At 44.2% G+C, this 19,363-nt stretch carries 17 protein-coding genes; 10 read left to right on the top strand and 7 right to left on the bottom strand.

The window, feature by feature from the left end; all coding sequences use genetic code 11:
* Positions 1-18: 18 nt before the first annotated feature.
* Positions 19-1,236 carry an ABC transporter permease gene (locus B1A85_RS03545; RefSeq protein WP_104545517.1) on the bottom strand — a complete coding sequence of 406 codons (1,218 nt, stop codon included), beginning with the start codon at positions 1,234-1,236 and terminating at the stop codon, positions 19-21.
* Positions 1,237-1,300: 64 nt separating this feature from the next.
* Positions 1,301-2,764, bottom strand: coding sequence for an efflux RND transporter periplasmic adaptor subunit (locus tag B1A85_RS03540; protein WP_104545516.1), 1,464 nt, complete (start codon positions 2,762-2,764; stop codon positions 1,301-1,303).
* Positions 2,765-3,074: 310 nt separating this feature from the next.
* Here B1A85_RS03540 and B1A85_RS03535 point away from each other — a divergent pair, with 310 nt between their 5' ends.
* The 7 genes from B1A85_RS03535 (at position 3,075) to B1A85_RS03505 (ending at position 11,006) form a co-directional block, all read left to right on the top strand.
* Entirely contained in the window at positions 3,075-4,136 is a 1,062-nt protein-coding gene (locus B1A85_RS03535; RefSeq protein ID WP_104545515.1) for a mannose-1-phosphate guanylyltransferase, read from the top strand.
* Positions 4,137-4,269: 133 nt separating this feature from the next.
* Complete coding sequence (locus B1A85_RS03530) at positions 4,270-5,916, top strand: AarF/ABC1/UbiB kinase family protein (protein WP_104545514.1); 1,647 nt, start codon at positions 4,270-4,272, stop codon at positions 5,914-5,916.
* Between the two features lie 309 nt (positions 5,917-6,225).
* Entirely contained in the window at positions 6,226-6,429 is a 204-nt protein-coding gene (locus B1A85_RS03525; RefSeq protein WP_146087133.1) for a hypothetical protein, read from the top strand.
* Positions 6,430-7,321: 892 nt separating this feature from the next.
* Entirely contained in the window at positions 7,322-9,142 is a 1,821-nt protein-coding gene (locus B1A85_RS03520; RefSeq protein WP_104545512.1) for a caspase family protein, read from the top strand.
* A 76-nt stretch (positions 9,143-9,218) separates the two neighbouring features.
* The gene (locus tag B1A85_RS03515; RefSeq protein WP_104546290.1) at positions 9,219-9,941 is read left to right on the top strand and encodes a pyridoxine 5'-phosphate synthase; all 723 of its coding nucleotides are present in this window, start codon (positions 9,219-9,221) and stop codon (positions 9,939-9,941) included.
* Positions 9,942-10,009: 68 nt separating this feature from the next.
* The gene (locus tag B1A85_RS03510) at positions 10,010-10,342 is read left to right on the top strand and encodes an MgPME-cyclase complex family protein (protein WP_104545511.1); all 333 of its coding nucleotides are present in this window, start codon (positions 10,010-10,012) and stop codon (positions 10,340-10,342) included.
* A gap of 1 nt (position 10,343) precedes the next feature.
* Complete coding sequence (locus tag B1A85_RS03505) at positions 10,344-11,006, top strand: hypothetical protein (RefSeq protein WP_210404154.1); 663 nt, start codon at positions 10,344-10,346, stop codon at positions 11,004-11,006.
* A gap of 78 nt (positions 11,007-11,084) precedes the next feature.
* On the opposite strand, the gene B1A85_RS03500 is transcribed toward B1A85_RS03505, so the two are convergent.
* The 3 genes from B1A85_RS03500 to folD form a co-directional block, all read right to left on the bottom strand.
* Positions 11,085-11,540 (bottom strand): divergent PAP2 family protein, encoded by a 456-nt coding sequence (locus tag B1A85_RS03500; protein WP_104545510.1) that lies wholly within the window; start codon positions 11,538-11,540, stop codon positions 11,085-11,087.
* A 35-nt stretch (positions 11,541-11,575) separates the two neighbouring features.
* Complete coding sequence (gene crtE / locus B1A85_RS03495; protein ID WP_104545509.1) at positions 11,576-12,502, bottom strand: geranylgeranyl diphosphate synthase CrtE; 927 nt, start codon at positions 12,500-12,502, stop codon at positions 11,576-11,578.
* Positions 12,503-12,721: 219 nt separating this feature from the next.
* The gene (gene folD / locus B1A85_RS03490) at positions 12,722-13,594 is read right to left on the bottom strand and encodes a bifunctional methylenetetrahydrofolate dehydrogenase/methenyltetrahydrofolate cyclohydrolase FolD (RefSeq protein ID WP_104545508.1); all 873 of its coding nucleotides are present in this window, start codon (positions 13,592-13,594) and stop codon (positions 12,722-12,724) included.
* A 198-nt stretch (positions 13,595-13,792) separates the two neighbouring features.
* Between folD and B1A85_RS03485 the strand changes: the two genes are divergently transcribed.
* Together B1A85_RS03485 and B1A85_RS03480 are read left to right on the top strand one after the other, a co-directional pair.
* Positions 13,793-14,218: a hypothetical protein gene (locus B1A85_RS03485; RefSeq protein WP_104545507.1), complete on the top strand. Its 426-nt coding sequence runs from the start codon at positions 13,793-13,795 to the stop codon at positions 14,216-14,218.
* Between the two features lie 3 nt (positions 14,219-14,221).
* A complete protein-coding gene (locus B1A85_RS03480) occupies positions 14,222-14,656 on the top strand; it encodes an NUDIX hydrolase (protein ID WP_104545506.1) in 435 nt (144 codons plus the stop codon).
* Here the strand turns inward: B1A85_RS03480 and B1A85_RS03475 are convergent.
* Positions 14,640-15,509 carry a DMT family transporter gene (locus tag B1A85_RS03475; protein ID WP_104545505.1) on the bottom strand — a complete coding sequence of 290 codons (870 nt, stop codon included), beginning with the start codon at positions 15,507-15,509 and terminating at the stop codon, positions 14,640-14,642. The genes B1A85_RS03480 and B1A85_RS03475 overlap by 17 nt on opposite strands.
* A 434-nt stretch (positions 15,510-15,943) precedes the next feature.
* Here B1A85_RS03475 and mutS point away from each other — a divergent pair, with 434 nt between their 5' ends.
* On the top strand, positions 15,944-18,574 hold the full coding sequence (gene mutS, locus B1A85_RS03470; protein ID WP_104545504.1) for a DNA mismatch repair protein MutS: 2,631 nt from the start codon (positions 15,944-15,946) through the stop codon (positions 18,572-18,574).
* Here mutS and B1A85_RS03465 read toward each other — a convergent pair.
* Positions 18,571-19,278 carry a metallophosphoesterase gene (locus tag B1A85_RS03465; RefSeq protein ID WP_104545503.1) on the bottom strand — a complete coding sequence of 236 codons (708 nt, stop codon included), beginning with the start codon at positions 19,276-19,278 and terminating at the stop codon, positions 18,571-18,573. The two genes, mutS and B1A85_RS03465, sit on opposite strands and share 4 nt — an antisense overlap.
* Positions 19,279-19,363: the final 85 nt, after the last annotated feature.

Genomic DNA, 19,363 nt, shown 5'->3' with positions numbered 1-19,363 from the left:
AAGTCCAGAATTGCAGGGTTATGCACTTCTCAAAGCAACAATTGGATCGAGTTGGGCAGCACGGCGGGCAGGCACAACACCGAAGATAATGCCAATACCACCAGAAACACCAACGGCAAGTGCGATCGCAATTGGCGAAACGCCTGCTTGAAACGGAGTGAAGGCTCCAATTAATAACACTCCGCCTACTCCTAACGCTGTACCAAGTACACCGCCAGCAGCAGAAAGAATCACTGCTTCAATTAAAAACTGAATCAAAATATCATCCTGAGTCGCGCCGATCGCTTTACGCAGTCCGATTTCTTGCGTTCTTTCGGTAACGGATACCAGCATAATATTCATGACGCCAATTCCACCGACTAACAGGGAAATTCCGGCGATCGCGGCTAGCATGATCGTCAAAGCGCCGGTGACTGTACCCGCAATTTCTAAAACGTCTTTTTGGCTTTGAACGCTAAAGTCATCTTCGCGGGTGATGTTGTGTCGCAACCGCAACAAGTTGGTAATTTGAAACTGCGCTGCATCGACGCTGGCTTCGTTTTGCGCGGATACGGAAATAAACGTTAAGTTAATGCCATAGGGAGAGTTTTCGCCGATAATTCGGCTTGCCATTGTTGTCACAGGAATATAGGCGCTGTCGTCATAGTTTGTGCCTAAAACCGAGCCTTTTTCCTCCATAACACCAACAACGAGAAAGCTGATGTTACGAATTCGCACTTGCTGACCGATTGGATCTTGATTGCCAAAGAGACGTTCGGCTAAATCGACACCCAAGGTGACGACTTGGTTATTGCGCTTAACGTCAAGGTCGGTGAGAAATCTACCGCGCCGGGCGTCAAAACTCCGAACGGCAGAAAAATCTGGGTTGGTTCCAACAATCAAGCTGTAGGTATTGCGATTGCGATAAGTGACAAGTTCGCGCGAGTGTAACTGCGGAGCGACTGCGCTGACTGTGGGGACTTGCGTGGCGATCGCTTCTGCGTCTTCTAAAACTAACGTTTTTGGTAAATCAACTGTTGTCCGTTGCGCGTCGCGGTTACCTGGAACGATAAATAATACATTCGTTCCTAACGATTCAAACTGTCCAGAAACGAAACGCTGCGCACCTTCACCGATACCTACCATTGCGATCACTGACGCATTACCGATGATGATACCCAACATCGTCAGAGTGCTGCGTAGCTTATTCGCTAGCAGCGTTTTTGATGCCATTTTAACGCTTTCTAAAATGTCCATTATGGATAAATTGGTAATAGGTAATTAGATAATGGGCGATCAATCATTTTCAGCTACAGTGCCATTAATCACCCACTACTGATTCGTTCTGTCTTGGGCGTTGCCGTTCGGGAAGATCGACAAAAACGCGATCGCCCTCGTTTAAGCCAGATAAAATTTGCGTGCGGTCTTGCAAGCTAAGTCCAATTGTGACTGGACGAAAGATTGGTTGATTGTTGTTTCCAGGAACAAGAACACCTGTTTCACCGCGTTCGGTGACAATTGCCACTGTAGGAACCATTAAGGCATTTGGCACTTGTTCGCCAAGAAAAGTCACGTCAACATTCATTCCTGAACGTAATTCTTGCGTGCCAGTTTCTAACGCAATACGGACTTGGAAAGAAGTCACGTTTTGTTCGACAACGGCTTCTGGCGCGATTAAGCGGACGCGACCTTGAAATACTTGGTCGGGATAAGCATCGGCAACAATTTCTACAGCTTGTCCTTGCTTAATTTGTCCGACGTCTACTTCGGGAACTTGTGCCAAGATTTCTAAACCACGCGCGATCGCTACAATGGATGTTGACGTTGCAGATGCTGTACTTGACGCTGAGGTCGTTGGTGTCACAAATGCGCCTTCAGTTGCATATTTCTGCGTCACAATGCCATCGAAAGGAGCGCGGATGATTGTGTCTTCTAATTGTACTTCGATTGCCTGCACCTGACTGGCAGCAGCAGCAACAGCAGCGCGACGTTGGGCGATTTCTTCAGGACGAGAACCGCGTTCAGCTAACGTAAGGGCTGCGCGGGCTTCATTCACTGCGGCTTGGCGTTGGGTGATTTCTTCAGAACGGCTACCGCTTTGCAGTTGGGCTAATCGTCGTTGAGCTTCTTGTAGTGCTGCTTGCGCGCTGCGATCGTCTGCTATAACTTCATCAAGACGATCCTGTGAGATGGCACCTTCTTGGTACAGGGTACGATTTCGCTGCACGCGGCTATTTGTCAAATTGACTCGCGCTTGAGCCGCATCGACTTGTGCTTGGGCTTGGGCGATTTCTTCAGGACGATTTCCGGTACGCGCTTGGTTGAGTTGGGCTTCTGCTTGTGCAAGTCGCGCGCGGGCTTGTACAATTTCTTCAGGGCGGCTTCCTGCTAAGGCTTGATCGAGTTGAGCTTGAGATTGCGCTAAATTGGCTCGTGCTTGCGCGAGTTGGGCTTGCAGTTCAGCATTATCCATCCGCGCAATAATTTGTCCTTGTTGAACTGTATCGCCTTGCTCGACACTCAATGCGGTTAATCGTCCTGAGGTTTTAGGGCTAAGATTCACGCTTTGAAACGGTACGACTTTACCACTTGCTGTAATGCGCAAGGTGACGTTTTGTGCTTCGACAGGAACAGTCAGTTCAGCAACATTAATTCTGGGTGTTGTTCGACTCACAACTGCATAAGTACCACCACTGACCACAACCCCAGCTGCTACTAGCCCAACTAACCAGCGACGTGGGTGTTTGACTTTGCCAATTAAGGGAATTTCCATGTAAGTGGTCATAAAAGTGGGCAGAATATCTTGCCAAGTTATTAGAAGAGAAGCGCTGTTAACAAACTTCATCTTTCTCGATCTTAGCGACCCATTGTTAGCTCTAGATAGTTCCTGAAGTAGGGTTTCCCTACCAATAACCGATTGTGGCAGCTATCAGAAGAGAGTTATAGAGATATAAGTGATGAGTGCCGAGTGCTGCGCTTTGCCAAAACTCTATTACCCATCCCATTAGCCACTCGCTTTGTGTTACGAAAATCCTTGCGATCGCCAGCGTTGTGGGTAAACTTTCTTAAGATATACAAATTAATAGCTACAGAATATGAATACACTGATACCGGTCATATTAGCTGGAGGCAAGGGAGAGCGGTTTTGGCCTTTGAGTCGCAAACATCGCCCCAAACAATTTTTAAGCTTGGATGGTAGTGGCAAAAGCTTATTACAAGCAACGGCTGACCGACTTTTACCGTTAGCAAAAGACTGGGAAAATCTTTGGGTTGTGACTTCAACTCAACTAGCGCAGGGCGTACAAGAACAGTTACCTCATTTACACGCGCAAAACTTATTAGCCGAACCCGAAGGACGCGATACCGCCCCAGCCGTCGCGTGGAGTACGCTAGAAGTTGCCAAACGTTACGGAGAAGATGCGGTTATTGGCTTTTTTCCTGCCGATCCTTGGATTGATAACCAAATCAACTTTCAAAAAACGCTTTGTGCAGCAACACTCTTAGCCGCAACCGAAAACGCGATCGCGACTTTAGGTGTCAAACCAACTTACCCCGCGACTGGTTACGGCTACATCGAACAAGGAGATTTAGCCGGTTCGTTTGGTGGCTTACCTGTTTATCGCGTCAATCGTTTTACAGAAAAACCGGATCGTGAAACTGCTGAATCGTTTCTGGTGACAAATCGCTTTAGTTGGAATAGCGGTATGTTTGTGTTTCGGGCTGGTGTTGTGTTGGATGAACTCCGCACTCATGCGCCAGAAATGATGCAAATTTTGGAAACGGAGGGGGTATCAGCTTACGCACGTTTGCCAAAAATTAGTATTGATTACGCTTTGATGGAAAAAACCCAAATCGCGTATGTTTTACCTGTCGATTTTGGCTGGGATGATTTGGGAGATTGGAACGCGATCGAGCGCTTGCTCAAAAAAGCTACAACAAGTAATGTTGAACTCGCAAATCACGTTGGGCTAGATACTAAAGATACGCTGCTGTATTCTACGAGTGATGATGATGTGATTGTTACGATTGGATTAGAAGATGTTGTTGTCGTGCGCGATCGCAACGTGACGCTGATCGCTCGTAAAGATCGCACGCAAGAAATTAAACAAGTCCTCAAACTTTTGCAGGATAACCCTAAATTTACTGACCTGTTGTAGCACGGTAAAACTCATGGCAGAGGAATTTTAACCGTCGGATGCGTTACAACTTAACTGTTGTCTGCTGCGGGTAAGATGCCCGTGCTGCTTTCAACATACTATACCTCTAACCCCTGACCCCAAAGAAATAGCTGTGTTTCTAACTCAAACGACATCTCGGCAAAGAGAAATTCTGGAAGTCTTCCTGCGTAATGGCTGGGACTATATGCGGCGGCTGTTAACTGGGGGAAAAACTGACGAACCCCAATTACCTACACCGGCTGTTCTCCGCAACATCCTAGTTGATTTGGGACCTGTATACGTCAAGTTTGGGCAATTGCTGAGTACGCGCCCTGATTTACTTCCAGCAGCTTATATTGAGGAATTGTCAACGCTGCAAGACGAAGTACCGCCCGTCAACTGGGCAGATATTGAAGTGGTGATTCGCCAGCAGCTACCGCAGTCGCTCGAATCTACTTTTAGCACGATTGACCCGCGCCCTGTGGCTGCAGGATCGATCGCGCAAACGCATAAGGCGGTATTAATTGACGGACGCGAAGTCGCGATTAAAGTACAACGCCCAGGAATTGATGCGATCGTGGCGCAAGATATTTCGCTGATTCGGGGTGTCGCCGACTTGGTAGCCCGAACCGAGTTCGGACAGATGTACGACATTGACTCGTTAGCTGAAGAATTTACCAAAGCGTTAGAGGCTGAGTTAGATTTTCTCCGAGAAGCAAGTTTTACTGACCAATTACGGCGCAATCTTGCTAACAGTCGCTGGTTTGATTCCTCGCAGTTAGTCGTCGCAGAAATCTACTGGGACTTGACGACACCCAAATTACTCGTTATGGAATGGCTAGACGGCGTTCCCATACTTGCTGCCGATTTTGGTAGCGAACAAAACGGTCAAGATCCTCGTGCAAAACGCGCTGCTGTCACAAGTTTACTCTTTCGCGCTTTCTTCCAGCAAGTTTATATCGATGGCTTCTTTCATGCTGACCCGCATCCAGGCAATTTATTCTATCTCAAAGATGGTCGCGTGGCACTACTCGACTGTGGCATGGTAGGACGTTTAGACCCGCGATCGCAGCAAATATTAACCGAAATGTTACTCGCGATCGTCGATTTAGATGCCCAAAGATGCGCGCAACTCACGCTACAACTTGCGGATTCGGCGCAGCCAGTGATTTTATCGCGCCTCGAAAACGACTACGATCGCATGCTACGCAAGTACTACAACTTGAGCTTGTCACAGATTAATTTCAGCCAAGTATTTTATGAAGTATTGCAAGTAGCACGTAACAACAAAATTCGCTTACCAAGTAACCTAGGTTTATACGCCAAAACTTTGGCAAATTTAGAAGGAGTAGCGCGATTAGTTAATCCCGAAATTAATCTTTTGGATGAAATTAAGCCACTTATTACTGATTTATTTCGCCGTCAGTTACTTGGTGCAAATCCGCTACAATCACTCCTAAGAACGGCGCTCGATCTCAAAAGTCTTTCGCTACAATCACCCCGCCAAATTGAGTTACTTCTAGATAGAGTCACTTCGGAAACACTACAGTGGAACTTATCAGTAAGTGGTTTAGATAACTTGCGCCGTACAATGGATAATGCCGCAAGTCGCCTTTCATTTAGTGTTTTAGTTGGTTCTTTAATTATCGGTGCAGCACTCATTTCTAATAATGCTCAAACAAGTGAACTATCTTGGTTGAGTACGATTTTGTTTGCTACTGCAAGTTTATTGGGACTATGGCTAGTTTTTAGTACTATCCGTTCGGGACGTTTGCGATAAGATATTCGTTAAAAATCAGTAATTTCATTGATTTAAGCCATAGAAGTATGGCTTTTTTATTAAAAAATTTTATACTGGAATGCCCTTCAACTTATCGATGCAATAAAAATATTATTTGCAAGCAAAATTGGGAATAAATATACACATTTTAATCTAAAAACTTAGTTGCCTTAATTTTTTTTATACTTATAGCAATCGCCGGGAAAGATAGAAGGATCAAAAAACGCAGAGACCTCATCCTAGGTAGCCTTTAGCCCTACCCTTTGACCTTTGCTCCCTGACCTCTGCTATGTACCTTACACAAAAATTTTGTCAGATAAATCGTATGTGTTTGTCAGCCAGCATGAATCGAACCAAGTCACGAAATCAAAGTTAATCATCACCGTTTTGGCGCAGTTACAGCAAAAACAGTGCGGAATTCTTACTTTACCAGTCCCCGATTGCAGTGAGTTAGCTGATACAAAGCGCGAAGGCATAATAGCAGACCGCAAAGGTTATTTTTGTGACGGTTAAGACAAAGTCGAAGATGAGAGTGAGTTTGAAAACGCGAGTTCCAATTTTAAGTTACCCCTTATGAGAATGTCGCAAATGCTTTTGCTGATGCATTGGTAATCGCTCCACTCTAGCACCTATGACCGGCGCGAATCCCTGCTTTAGAAGTTATAAAGACACCCACCCGCGAATGATGCTGAGTTGGAAATGTTCAACGCAATTACACCAATGGAATTGTAGTAAATGACACAACTATGGCGCACTGAATCATAACTTAACTAAAGGGCGATCGCTTTATTGTCAAATTAATAAGTTAGCGCTAACGTATAAGTCGATACAATTCAGTTTCTAGGTGTGGAATTAACTACAAAGAACGTGTTATAGACGCTGCAAATTGGTAATTTATTGAATCATTTTAAGCGTAACAATAGTACACGGGTTATTTTGCAAAGTTTTGACCTAGAGAACCTCAAAACCCTCAAAATGCAATATTTTTAGTGACTTCAACCGCAAGCATAGCGATCGCCTTGGTTTAATTGAATAACTGAACTTTTAAGCAATTAATGACCGCAAAAAACACTGGCAATACCGTAAACAATATATCTTAACTTTTAGTAAAGAAATTGCGAGACTTTTCAACTTAATAGCGAGTATTTTTGCGCAGTGTCATTTGCTCTTTTTCTAGCGAACTAAATAAGTTTTATGAAAATCAATCGAGCATTTCTGTAATAGAGATACTTTTTTTTGGTAGATTTTAATAATCTATTGTTAACCCTTATTGTTTGCTTGATAAAGATTTCATGAAGCAACGGCTAAATTTTTAAAGAAAATTTAAAGTTTAAGCAAATTATTAATAGTTGCGTTAATGCTCTGTTTTTTGGGGTTAGTATCTCTGGCAATGTAGGAAATTAGAATGGCTAAATTTGCACTACTTATTGGAGTTAGCCACCACGGTACTGGCTTTAATACTTTACCTGGTGCAGTAAAAGATGTCGAGGAAATGCAACGCGTACTGCAAAATCCAGGCTTAGAATTTGATGAAGTTGAAACTTTAAAAGATCCAGAACCGCTTGTCATGCAAGCAGCAATTGAAGATTTATTTCGAGGTAAAGCGCGTCAAAGTAATGATTTGGTATTACTTTATTATTCAGGATACTGCATCAAAGACTACAGAAATCAACTATCTTTTGCAACCAGTCATACCAGCAAAAACACACATAGAGAACTTATCAAATCAACCGTTGTATCGGCGAGTTTTGTGCAAGATATTATGAACGATAGCCGCGCAACGCAACAGATACTGATTTTAGATTGTTGTTTTACTCAAGCTTCAGCAGCAAGTGTCGCTGCTACAATGCAGGGTGGTGCTTCAGAAGATATCGCCACTCAACTAGGAGGAAATCGCACGATTCTCTTGTCGTCTGCAACTCAATCATTGTTTCAACAAAAGGGAAACGACATCTCTACTTATACGCGTTACCTTGTTGAAGGTCTAAAGGGTGCAGCGGATTTAGACGGCGATCGCCAGATTGCAGTTGACGAGTTGCATGAATATATCAGCAGAAAAGTTGAAGCAACCGCAGCAAATATCGAGCCAGTTATTATAAATTCCACTCATAACAAAATCTTAATTGCTCCTGTACTTGAGGCACAACCTCAACAGAGTGAACCGTTCGTATTACCTACCCGCAGAACACGAGTTTTCGCACCACTCGTCCAACATCGCAGCGTCCGTTTGCTTTTAGGTGTCAGCTTCACAACGCTAGTCACTTTAGTTGGCGCGACGTACATTTTACAACGGCAACATTTACTACAATTACCTTTTGGTAACTCGCTGGTTGCAGCACCGAGAGATTATAGTCAAACCGCCCAAACACGCCTCGATCACTCAAAAACTGTTTGGTCACTCGCGACAACGCATGATGGTCAAACGCTTGTCAGTAGCAGCGGTGATACAACAATCAAAATTTGGCATTTACCCAGTGGAAAACCAATACGTACCTTGTCAGGTCATACTGCTGCAGTTTGGTCGGTAGCAATTACTCCTGACGGGCGATCGCTAGTCAGTGGTAGCGGCGATCAAACAATTAAAGTTTGGAACCTTCAGACAGGCGAACTAATCCGTACTTTGACAGGGGTAGAAGCTACTGTTTGGGCAGTTGCCATTAGCCAAGATGGTAAGACGCTCGTCAGTGCTGATAGTAACAATACAATCAAAGTATGGGATTTACCAGCTGGAAAATTACTGAGAAGCTTTGCAGCTGACACAACGCGACTCAGAACAATTGCGCTGAGTCCTGATGGACAAACCTTAGCAAGTGGCGGTCAAGGTCAAGATATCAAAATTTGGGATGTCAATACTGGTCAACTTATCCGCACGCTAGCAGCGCACAAAAGTAAAATTATCACGGTCGCAATTAGCCCTGATGGCGAAACATTAGCGAGTGGTAGTAATGACGAAACTGTAGAAATTTGGAATATCCGCACAGGTAGATTAGTACGAACTTTGCACGGGCATACAGACCATGTAAACTCGGTAGCAATTAGTGCTGACGGTCAGTTTCTGGTAAGTGGTGCGGAAGACCGCGAAGTTAAATTGTGGAGTTTGCGCACTGGTAGATTACTACACACCTTTCAAGGACACCCTGGAGATGTGTACGCAGTGGCAATTAGCCCCGACGATCAAACTGTAATTAGCGGTGACAAAGAAGGGCAAATTAAGTTTTGGCGATAAAATGCCGATCGGCAAGTAAATTACATCACGCGTTAAAATCTAGTGCTGAAACTTATGAACTCTAGGAGAAATGGGATTGCCTACATTAGGAGTTAACATCGATCACATCGCCACTATTAGACAAGCACGCCGCACTGTAGAACCCGACCCTGTAGCAGCAGCCGTTCTTGCCGAACTTGGCGGTGCGGATGGAATCACTGTACATCTGCGCGAAGACCGACGCCATATTCAAGAACGAGATGTCCGTTTGTTGCGAGAAACTGTACGGACGCACTTAAATTTAGAAATGGCAGCTACTGATGAAATGGTGGCGATCGCACTGGATGTCAAACCAGATTACGTGACACTTGTACCCGAAAAACGCGAGGAAGTTACAACCGAAGGCGGTTTAGATATTGTCGGTCAACTCGACCGCATGAACGAAGTTGTCGATAAATTACAGTCTGCTGACATTCCTGTTAGTTTGTTTATCGATGCTGATAGTGCACAAATTGAAGCATCTGTCAAGGTTAAAGCTCAATTTATTGAGTTGCACACGGGGCGCTATGCGGAAGCGCATAACGAAGCAAGTAGACAACAAGAACTCGATATCCTCGCGCAAGGTGCCAAACAAGCGATCGCCTCCGGTTTACGTGTCAACGCTGGACATGGATTGACGTATTGGAATGTCTACCCTGTCGCTTGCATTCCTGGTATGGAAGAACTCAATATCGGTCATACCATCGTTAGCCGTGCAGCTTTAGTCGGGTTAGAGCGTGCGGTGCGTGAGATGAAACGAGCGATTCGTGGAGAAGTGTAAATTTCTCCTAAAATCAGAAGATAAAAAGTGAGACAATAACTACTTTCTAGTCGTTAACCTCTAGAGAGATGCAAACCTATTACTACGTTTTGGCAAGTCAACGCTTTCTCGTTGAAGAAGAACCGTTAGATGAAGTTCTTCGAGAACGCACGCGCAACTATCACGAACAGGAAAAAGAAATTGATTTTTGGTTAGTCACGCAGCCAGCCTTTTTAGAAGCGCCCGAAATGGCACAAATAAAAGCTCAATGTCCTCAACCAGCAGCGGCGGTGATTTCTACAAATCCGCAATTTATTACCTGGCTGAAGTTGCGACTAGAGTACGTCATTACAGGCGAATTTCAAGCCCCCTCAGCAACAATTCCCGATCCCCTAGCTTCGCTGGCGTCGATGTCGTCATGAAATGAACAATAACAAAAATGAGGGGATGATGTACCAACGTGGAGCAATGCCACTGCTCGGCTTAATTATACTTGCCGCTGTTCGTTGGGCGATGAGTATTCCTGTGGCAGTTGCCCAAACAACTCCTAATTGCCAACCACCCAAAGCAGGCGAATATCTTGTACTCGTGCGATCGCCAACGCCGGAAGCGCAAGAAAAACTACGTCGCGCCCTACCGCCTGATACGAATAGCATTGTTTGCCGCTATCTTAACGAAACAGTAACGCGCACTGGCACTTTTACACAACTAGAGAATGCTAACTCGCAAGCGCAATCGATTCGTTCTCTAGGTTTAGCCGCATTTGTTGTGCGTTCTCCTAGGGAAACAGTATCCACATCAACAGCAGGAGAACCAAAACCCTTAGGGGCAGGATATGCGGTGTTAGTTGAATATTTCAACCGCCCAGATACCGCAGCCCAAGTACAGCAATTTTTAGGAACCGACGTCGGTTTGACTTCCTACGCCCAGCGTAGTTACTTACTCGCACTGCACACAAGTGACCAAGACAAGGCAACTGAAACCTTAAAGCGACTCAGCGATCGCGGCTTTTATGCTTTGTTAGTCAATAGCCGCCAAGTCACGCTCGTTCGTTCCAGATATGATAGCAAGGGGGCAGAGGAGTAGAGGAGCAGAGGAAGCAGGGGGGCAGAGGAAGAATAGTGTTTTTTATATAACTTATCACTCATTACTCACAACTATCTCCTAATACGCTGGACTTGCTAGCCAAGAAATTGTAACGCCGAGAACTGAGCCAACAATGACTTGAAACGGTGTATGTCCAAGTAATTCTTTGAGTCGGTCTTCGTTAAATTCTTTGTTTTCGTGGAATAGTTCGTCAATCATTTGATTGAGAATGCGTGCTTGTTTACCCGCAGCCTGACGGACTCCCGCTGCATCGTACATAACAATAATTGCAAAAATTGTCGCGATCGCAAACTCAGTGCTTGCCCATCCTGTCGTTTGTCCAATACCTGTGGCTAAGGCGGTAACGAGTGCTGAATGGGCGCTTGGCATTCCCCCTGTTGTGACGAGAACGCGTACGTCTAATTTACGATTTTTGACTAACTCTACTATAAGTTTTGATGCTTGAGCGATGAGACAAGCTATTACAGCAACCAGCAGTACGCTGTTGTCTAGAATGTCGCCAAAGTCCTGCATGGTGTTTTGATGTCGGTTATAAAGAGCTGATAGCTTTAGTGCGTGCGGCTAGTAATAAATTCGGCGATCGCTTGTAGCGGTAGGGCTTTTTCTCCAAAAGAATCAAGTTCTGCAATTGCCGCTTGAACCAGTTGGCGTGCTTGACGCTGCGATTCTTCTAAGCCCCAAATACTTGGATACGTTGCTTTTTGTGCTTGTAAATCTTTGCCAGCAGTTTTGCCGAGTTCTTCTTGAGTCGCAGTAATATCTAGGATATCATCCACAATTTGGAATGCTAAACCGATATTTTGCGCGTAGCGAGTTAATCTTTGTAAGTCAGCTTCTGGCGCACCTGCTAAAATTGCTCCACAAGCAACACAAGCTTCTAACAACGCCGCCGTTTTGTGATTGTGAATAAAGTTGAGCGTCTCAATTGAGACATCCGCTTTTCCTTCTGATTCTAGATCGACAACCTGACCGCCAACCAAACCTGCCGCACCAACAGCACGCCCTAGGCGACTAATGACCTGCAAAACTCGCGGTGCTGGCACATTTTCAGTCTTTGCTGCAACATACTCAAACGCATACGCTAGTAAGCCGTCGCCTGCCAGAATTGCAATGTCTTCACCATAAACTTTATGATTTGTCAACATCCCGCGTCGATAATCATCATTATCCATTGCGGGAAGGTCGTCGTGAATAAGCGACATCGTATGAATCATCTCTAAAGCACAAGCTGTTGGTATTGCCATTTCTGTTGTACCACCAGCTAGTTCGCACGTTGCCAGACACAAAATCGGACGCAGCCGTTTACCACCAGCTAACAACGAGTAGCGCATCGCTTCGTAAATCTTCTCTGGATAAGCGATCGGAATGGCACGATCCAGCGCCGCTTCAATTTGCGATTGTCGCTGTTGTAAATAAGCTGGTAGGTCAAATGGTACTTTTTCTTGAGGCGTTTGTGGGTTATCCGTTACTACCATTCCCGAATTCCTTCAGCTGCTGTGGTGTCCGTAACAATTTTACGGGGCTTTGGCAAGTTATGAATCACAAATTCAGTATTTGTCATATCATTTCTCATTAAACAACCAAGCTATCGGCAGTGCTGCTAGTGGTTAGTTGCTAGTCCCTAGTCACCTTTCACCTGTGCTAGTCATGAATTACCACTTTAATCATCAGTCACTAACTGAATTTGATCTTGTTTACTGATGGCGTTGTAAATAACTTGCGAACGTATTTTGTAATAACATCGCGACTGTCATTGGACCAATCCCCCCAGGAACTGGAGTAATATACTCTGCAACATTTTGCACCGCGTCAAAATCTACATCGCCCACCAAACGACTACTACCACTTGCATCTGTCACGCGATTAATTCCCACATCGACAACAACCGCTCCAGGTTTTACCATATCTGCTGTAATCAGTCCTGGACGACCGACGGCACCTACTAAAATATCCGCAGACTGGGTAATTGCACCTAAATCCTGCGATCGCGAATGCGCAATTGTTACCGTTGCATCCGCTTCGAGTAACATCAACGCTAAAGGCTTGCCAACTAAAATACTCCGCCCAACCACAACCGCTTGTTTACCTTTCAGTGAAATTTGATATTCTTGCAACAACCGCATTACGCCAGCGGGAGTACAGCTACGCAAACCTGGTTCGCCGCGCACGAGTCTTCCTAAGTTTGTAGGATGCAATCCATCCGCATCTTTATCAGGATCAATTTGATGTAATAATGCAACTCCATCTAAATGTTCGGGTAGAGGTAATTGCACTAAAATTCCATCAACGCGTTCATCTCGATTAAGACGGTGAATAGTCTCTTCTAGTTCTGATTGCGTAACTTCTACCCCAAAATGTTCTCCAAATGAAGCGATTCCTACGTTAGTACAAGCGCGTTCTTTGTTGCGGACATACGCAGCGCTTGCAGGATTGTCTCCTACCATTAATACTGCTAATCCTGGTGGACGTCCAATCGCCGTTTGTTTCTGAATTTGTTCTTTGAGTTCGCTTTGCAGGCGTTGCGCCAAAGCTTTACCATCGAGTAACTTTGCTTGCTGCATAACCATATTTTGGCACCTTTGTTTTGCATGGCTACTTGATGCAGCCCTGTTGCATCAAAATCTTACTATTTAACCCTGACCTCTACGAGCAAAGCATTGCCTTGCCCCTATGACTAATTTTTTCTAACAATACTGGGCGATCGCTATTTCTTTGCATACGATTGAAATCTACTTCGTTCATTCGTTGTGATGGTGCTAGTGACCATGCAATTTCTTCGTCAGGCGATCGCGCCACAACTCAAACCTTTCTACATTCTACCCTCTCTGTTGCTGACTGGCTTACTTGGCTGTAGCAGTGTACCGTCTGCACTCAACAGCATTAACAATGTGGGTTTTGGCGTTGATGTTTCTCAAATCGCTGATATCGAACCAACACGCGATCGAGATCAAACAATTTATGTTCAAGGTAGAGTCGTGGCGCTAGTTCCTCTCGTTGATTGGTTTGCATACCAAGTCCAAGACTCTAGTGGCACAATTTGGGTGTTAACGAATCAACGCAATATTCAACTTGAAGATCGCGTTTTAATCGAAGGAAAGCTACGCTACCACAGTATTCCTGTTGCTGAACAAGATTTTGGTGAAGCTTATGTCGAAGAACACCGCCAAATCGAACGCATCCCTGCTAAATGATCTATGAACGAACAAATTCGCGTCGCGATCGCCATTCTCTATCGCCAAAACCAATTTCTCATGCAATTACGCGACAATATTCCTGGAATCCTCTATCCTGGTCATTGGGGATTATTTGGCGGTCACATCGAACCTGGAGAATTACCTGATGCGGCTGTAATCAGAGAACTTCAAGAAGAAATTAACTACACTCCACCCACAATATCTAAATTCGACTGCTATTGCGATACACAAGTTGTCCGTCACGTTTATCACGCACCTTTAACCGTCGATCTCGATCAACTCGTGCTTCATGAAGGGTGGGATCTCGGTTTATTAACACCTGAGCAAATTTTAGAAGGTGAATGCTATTCAAAGAAAGCCCAAGCAATTAAACCCCTAGGAACACCTCACCAAAAAATTTTGTTGGACTTTATTCAGCTTAAGCTTTATTCGTAAGCAATACACCAATTACTACTAAAGTACCGCCTACTAGAAGACTCAAAGTAATTTCTTCTTGCAATACAACGGCTGCTAGCAAAATTGCTGATACTGGTACTAAATTAATAAAAATAGCAGCTTTGGCAGGACCAATTGTTCTAACACCTTCAGAATACCAAATAAAACCCAACGCCGAACTTAAAAAACCTAAATACCAAATTACTAACCACGTAACCAAATTGATTTGAAAAAATTGTTGTAAAATCCCTTCGGATAGAGCGGGAAAAAATAAGGCAATAGTACCAATCAAGCAAGCATATGTCGTAGCAACTAAAGGTGAAAGTTGTTGCATTGCTAGTTTACCAATCAGCGTATAGGCAACCCAGCTAAAGACACAGCCGAATAAAAATAAATCCCCGATACTTAGATTATCAGCTAAAATATTAACTATATTTCCTCTGCTAATTGCTAATGCAGCTCCTAATAAAGACGTAATAATTCCTATTAATTTTAAAATTGTCAGTTTATCTTTGAAAAATAAAACAGAACCCAGCGCAATAAACGTCGGGTTTAACGCAACAATCAATGCTGCACGGCTAGCAGCAATAGTTTGCAAGCCAAGAAAAAAGAAAGCATTGTACGCAAATACCCCTGTCATTCCTAATAGAATTACTTGCGTAAGTTGCTTTCGTTGAAGACGCGGTAATTGCCCTTCTTGCTGAGCCGTAAGAAATAATAAACATATGGAAGAAACAGCAAAACGGCAAAATGCAGCGGAAAAAGGTTCTAAACTTTGTACAACCCATCTTCCAGCAATAAATGTGCCGCCCCAAACAACCGCTGTTAATACTAATTTGAGATAAACTATCAATACTAAATCCTAATAACTATTACCTTATTGTAAGGAAAACCTACAAAAGTTGACCTTGTTTTAAACGAACCGCATAGGCGTAGCCTTCCCATAGGGTAGGATAGAAAAAATGACAAAATTAAGATGTAAAATGAAAATTTTATAGTGTTTAATCGTTTTAAGTAATATATGGAGTGTTGATTTTTAGCCGCAGGAATAATTCGAAGTAGCAGTTATTTGGAAATTTTCTATAAATATCAATATTATTTTAATATTTTATTGAGTCGAGCGAAAAAGTGATAAAGTATAGTATAATTCATTAGCAAAATCAGCGTTGGATAGGAAGAAGAATAATACTGGATAAAAAGTTGTCTATTTCTAAGTTAGTAAAAATTTTATAAATTACTTTTACTTACACTAAAAAGGCTAAGGCGTATAACTGATTGTTGACGGCGATGAACAATTCCTCCTCTGCATCTACTTCTACAGAATTTGATAGTAAGCCGATGGTGCGTAATGCGGACTATCGAAAACTGGATATCACCAAACTTTCACCAATGTACCAGCATTTTGTGCAAGTCAAGGAACAGTATCCAAATACCATACTACTCTATCGATGTGGAGATTTTTTTGAAACTTTCTTTCTCGATGCACTCACGGTTTCGCGAGAATTGGAACTGGTGCTGACGAGTAAGGAGGGTGGAAAAGAAATAGGGCGCGTACCCATGACGGGAGTACCGCATCATGCACTAGAGCGCTATTGTGCCATGTTAGTGGAAAAGGGATACGCGATCGCAATTTGCGACCAAGTTGAAGATGCCGAAGTCGCCGCCGCCCAACATCGTCAAGTACGCCGAGAAGTGACGCGAGTACTCACTCCAGGAACACTTCTTGATGACGGAATGCTGCAAGCGCGACGCAATAACTTCTTAGCAGCAGTTGTCATAGCAGGTAATCACTGGGGATTAGCTTATGCAGATATTTCCACAGGCGAATTTTTGACAACGCAAGAAAATAATTTAGAGCAACTGACGCAGGAATTAATGCGGTTGCAACCATCAGAAGTTTTAGTTCCTACAAATGCACCAGATTTAGGAAGTTTACTACGTCCTGGAGAAACTTCAGAGCATTTGCCAGCGTGTTTACCACCTGCCTTTTGCTACGCCTTGCGATCGCATACAGCATTTGCACAATCAGAAGCACGACAACGCTTAATTCAAAAATTTCGCGTGCGATCGCTTGAAGGATTAGGTTGCGAACATCTTCCTCTCGCAGTGAGGGCTGCGGGCGGTTTGTTGCAGTACTTAGAAGAAACGCAAAAAGAAAATCCGATCGCCCTACAAGCTTTGCGCACGTATACGATTAGTGATTACTTAATACTGGATCATCAAAGTCGGCGCAATCTAGAAATTACGCAAACAGTGCGCGATGGAACGTTTCACGGTTCGCTGCTGTGGGCGTTAGACCGTACAAGTACCGCAATGGGTGGACGTGCGTTGCGTCGTTGGTTTTTGCAGCCACTCATTGACATTAAAGGAATTCGCGCCCGACAAGACACAATTGAGGAATTAATTGCAGATAGTTCGCTACGGCAAGATTTACGCAGTTGTTTGCGACAAATTTATGACTTAGAAAGGTTAACAGGGCGTGCGGGTTCTGGCAGTGCCAACGCAAGAGATCTTGTTGCTTTAGCCGAGTCATTGGCAAAACTCCCCGAAATCGCGCGGATTGTAGAAACAGCTAAATCGCCTTACCTGCGAGCCTTGCAAAAAGTCCCCGTTGTATTGGAAGAATTAGCCACGAAACTTCGCGCTCATCTTGTTGAGTCGCCACCAATTCTTCTCTCAGAAGGTGGCTTGATTCGCCCTGGCGTTAATTCGCAACTCGATGAAAGACGCGCTACCGTAGAAGCGGATCAGCAGTGGATTGCGAATTTAGAAGTTGAGGAACGCACAAAGACAGATATTCCTACTTTAAAAGTAGGTTACAATAAAACATTTGGTTATTACATCAGTATTTCTCGCAGTAAAGCCGATCAAGTTCCTAGTCATTACATCCGCAAGCAAACTTTAACGAACGAGGAACGCTATATTACTCCTGAGTTGAAAGAGCGCGAAAGTCGGATTCTCAGTGCTAGAGACGAGCTAAATCGCTTAGAGTATGAAATCTTTGCCCAATTGCGCAGTGAAGTTGCCGAACACGCAGAATTGATTCGCAACATATCGCGGGCGGTAGCAGCAGCCGATGTACTGTGTGGTTTAGCTGAAGTCGCAGTTTATCAAGGCTACTGCCGTCCAGAAATGGTGGAAGGGCGAGAAATTACAATTGTAGATGGGCGCCACCCTGTTGTAGAACAATCCTTACCTGCGGGCTTTTTTGTACCAAATTCTACGTGTTTAGGTAGTCGCCATGACCAATTACCTATTACCAACCATCAATACCCCGATCTGATTATTCTGACAGGACCAAATGCTAGTGGGAAAAGCTGTTATCTACGTCAAGTAGGATTAATTCAGTTAATGGCACAGGTGGGAAGTTTTGTTCCCGCTAGTTCTGCACGTTTGGGAATATGCGATCGCATCTTTACGCGTGTTGGTGCAGTAGATGACTTAGCAACAGGTCAATCAACATTTATGGTTGAGATGAACGAAACTGCAAATATTCTCAATCATGCAACGCGGCGATCGCTGGTGTTGCTAGACGAAATTGGTCGAGGTACGGCAACGTTTGACGGTCTTTCGATCGCTTGGGCTGTAGCGGAATATTTAGCAACTGAAATTCAAGCACGCACAATCTTTGCAACCCACTATCACGAACTCAATGAACTTGCATCAATTTTGACGAACGTTGCGAACTACCAAGTCACTGTCAAGGAATTACCCGATCAAATTATCTTCTTACATCAGGTACAGCCAGGGGGTGCCGATAAATCTTATGGTATCGAAGCTGGACGCCTAGCGGGATTACCCACCGTTGTGATTCAACGTGCTAAGCAAGTGATGGGACAAATCGAAAAGCACAGTAAAATCGCCGTAGGGCTGCGCGAAGGAGTTGCTGTAGAACGCCATACGATTAACGCAAACTAACTCTTGACTTTTTGCCTAATGTATGCATCTGACTTGCCTTGAATGAGAATCCTTCCTGCTTGATCGCTTATCCCAGCTTTAGCAACGCCGTGGACAGCAATTTTGCCGCTACCGATCGCTCTTGTGTAATGTTCGTGATGATGACCGTGAAAGACAGCTTTGACTCCCAAAGCTTCCGCAAGGTCATCGAGTTCTTTAAAACCGTAGCGATGGCAAGAAGGTGCTTCATGCGTCACCAAAATATCTGCTTGCTGATGCCAAAGCGCTTTATAGTGTTGCCAAAAAATACTCGCATGATGTTTGCGCGGAATACCACCACGCCAACGTTCGCCTTTACCGCAGATCGACAAAAGGTCATTTGGACTAGGAAATCTTGGCGCAGCAGGAGGACGCCAAATTTTGGCACGAAATACGCCACCTAAACCAGCAATACGCACGCCAGCGATTTTTACAACACGACCGTGTAGATTGCGGTGCGCCAATTTTGATGAAAATAAATTATCGTACCAATGGTCTCGATCCGCGTCGTGATTGCCATGAATGAACCAAACTTCGGTTTTATCCAGGATGGCAGCTAGTTCTTCTTCTAGCGATCGCTCTAGGTCAAAATCACCTAGCAACACAACTGCTTGCGGAGAATATGTATTGACTGCCCGAATCACAGGTCTGAAATCACCGTGCGGATCTCCACCGAATAAAATCATTAAGTTGAAAATGCAACTCCTTATTAAAATAAGGATCGCACATTTATAACCGATGTTCCTTGACCAAAAGATGGATCAAATCTTA

Origin of the sequence: Chroococcidiopsis sp. TS-821 (assembly GCF_002939305.1) — a bacterium.
GTDB lineage: Bacteria > Cyanobacteriota > Cyanobacteriia > Cyanobacteriales > Chroococcidiopsidaceae > Chroogloeocystis.
The sequence above is the reverse complement of the archived record's forward strand: the minus strand, read 5'-3'. Positions and strand labels throughout refer to the sequence as shown.

Excerpts from the sequence above, each read along its gene's own strand:
- B1A85_RS03545 (WP_104545517.1), bottom strand. The coding sequence starts at position 1,236 with ATGGACATTTTAGAAAGCGTTAAAATGGCATCAAAAACGCTGCTAGCG.
- B1A85_RS03540 (WP_104545516.1), bottom strand. The coding sequence starts at position 2,764 with ATGACCACTTACATGGAAATTCCCTTAATTGGCAAAGTCAAACACCCA.
- B1A85_RS03535 (WP_104545515.1), top strand. The coding sequence starts at position 3,075 with ATGAATACACTGATACCGGTCATATTAGCTGGAGGCAAGGGAGAGCGG.
- B1A85_RS03520 (WP_104545512.1), top strand. The coding sequence starts at position 7,322 with ATGGCTAAATTTGCACTACTTATTGGAGTTAGCCACCACGGTACTGGC.
- B1A85_RS03510 (WP_104545511.1), top strand. The coding sequence starts at position 10,010 with ATGCAAACCTATTACTACGTTTTGGCAAGTCAACGCTTTCTCGTTGAA.
- B1A85_RS03505 (WP_210404154.1), top strand. The coding sequence starts at position 10,344 with ATGAACAATAACAAAAATGAGGGGATGATGTACCAACGTGGAGCAATG.
- B1A85_RS03500 (WP_104545510.1), bottom strand. The coding sequence starts at position 11,540 with ATGCAGGACTTTGGCGACATTCTAGACAACAGCGTACTGCTGGTTGCT.
- crtE (WP_104545509.1), bottom strand. The coding sequence starts at position 12,502 with ATGGTAGTAACGGATAACCCACAAACGCCTCAAGAAAAAGTACCATTT.
- folD (WP_104545508.1), bottom strand. The coding sequence starts at position 13,594 with ATGGTTATGCAGCAAGCAAAGTTACTCGATGGTAAAGCTTTGGCGCAA.
- B1A85_RS03485 (WP_104545507.1), top strand. The coding sequence starts at position 13,793 with ATGCAATTTCTTCGTCAGGCGATCGCGCCACAACTCAAACCTTTCTAC.
- B1A85_RS03480 (WP_104545506.1), top strand. The coding sequence starts at position 14,222 with ATGAACGAACAAATTCGCGTCGCGATCGCCATTCTCTATCGCCAAAAC.
- mutS (WP_104545504.1), top strand. The coding sequence starts at position 15,944 with ATGAACAATTCCTCCTCTGCATCTACTTCTACAGAATTTGATAGTAAG.
- B1A85_RS03465 (WP_104545503.1), bottom strand. The coding sequence starts at position 19,278 with ATGATTTTATTCGGTGGAGATCCGCACGGTGATTTCAGACCTGTGATT.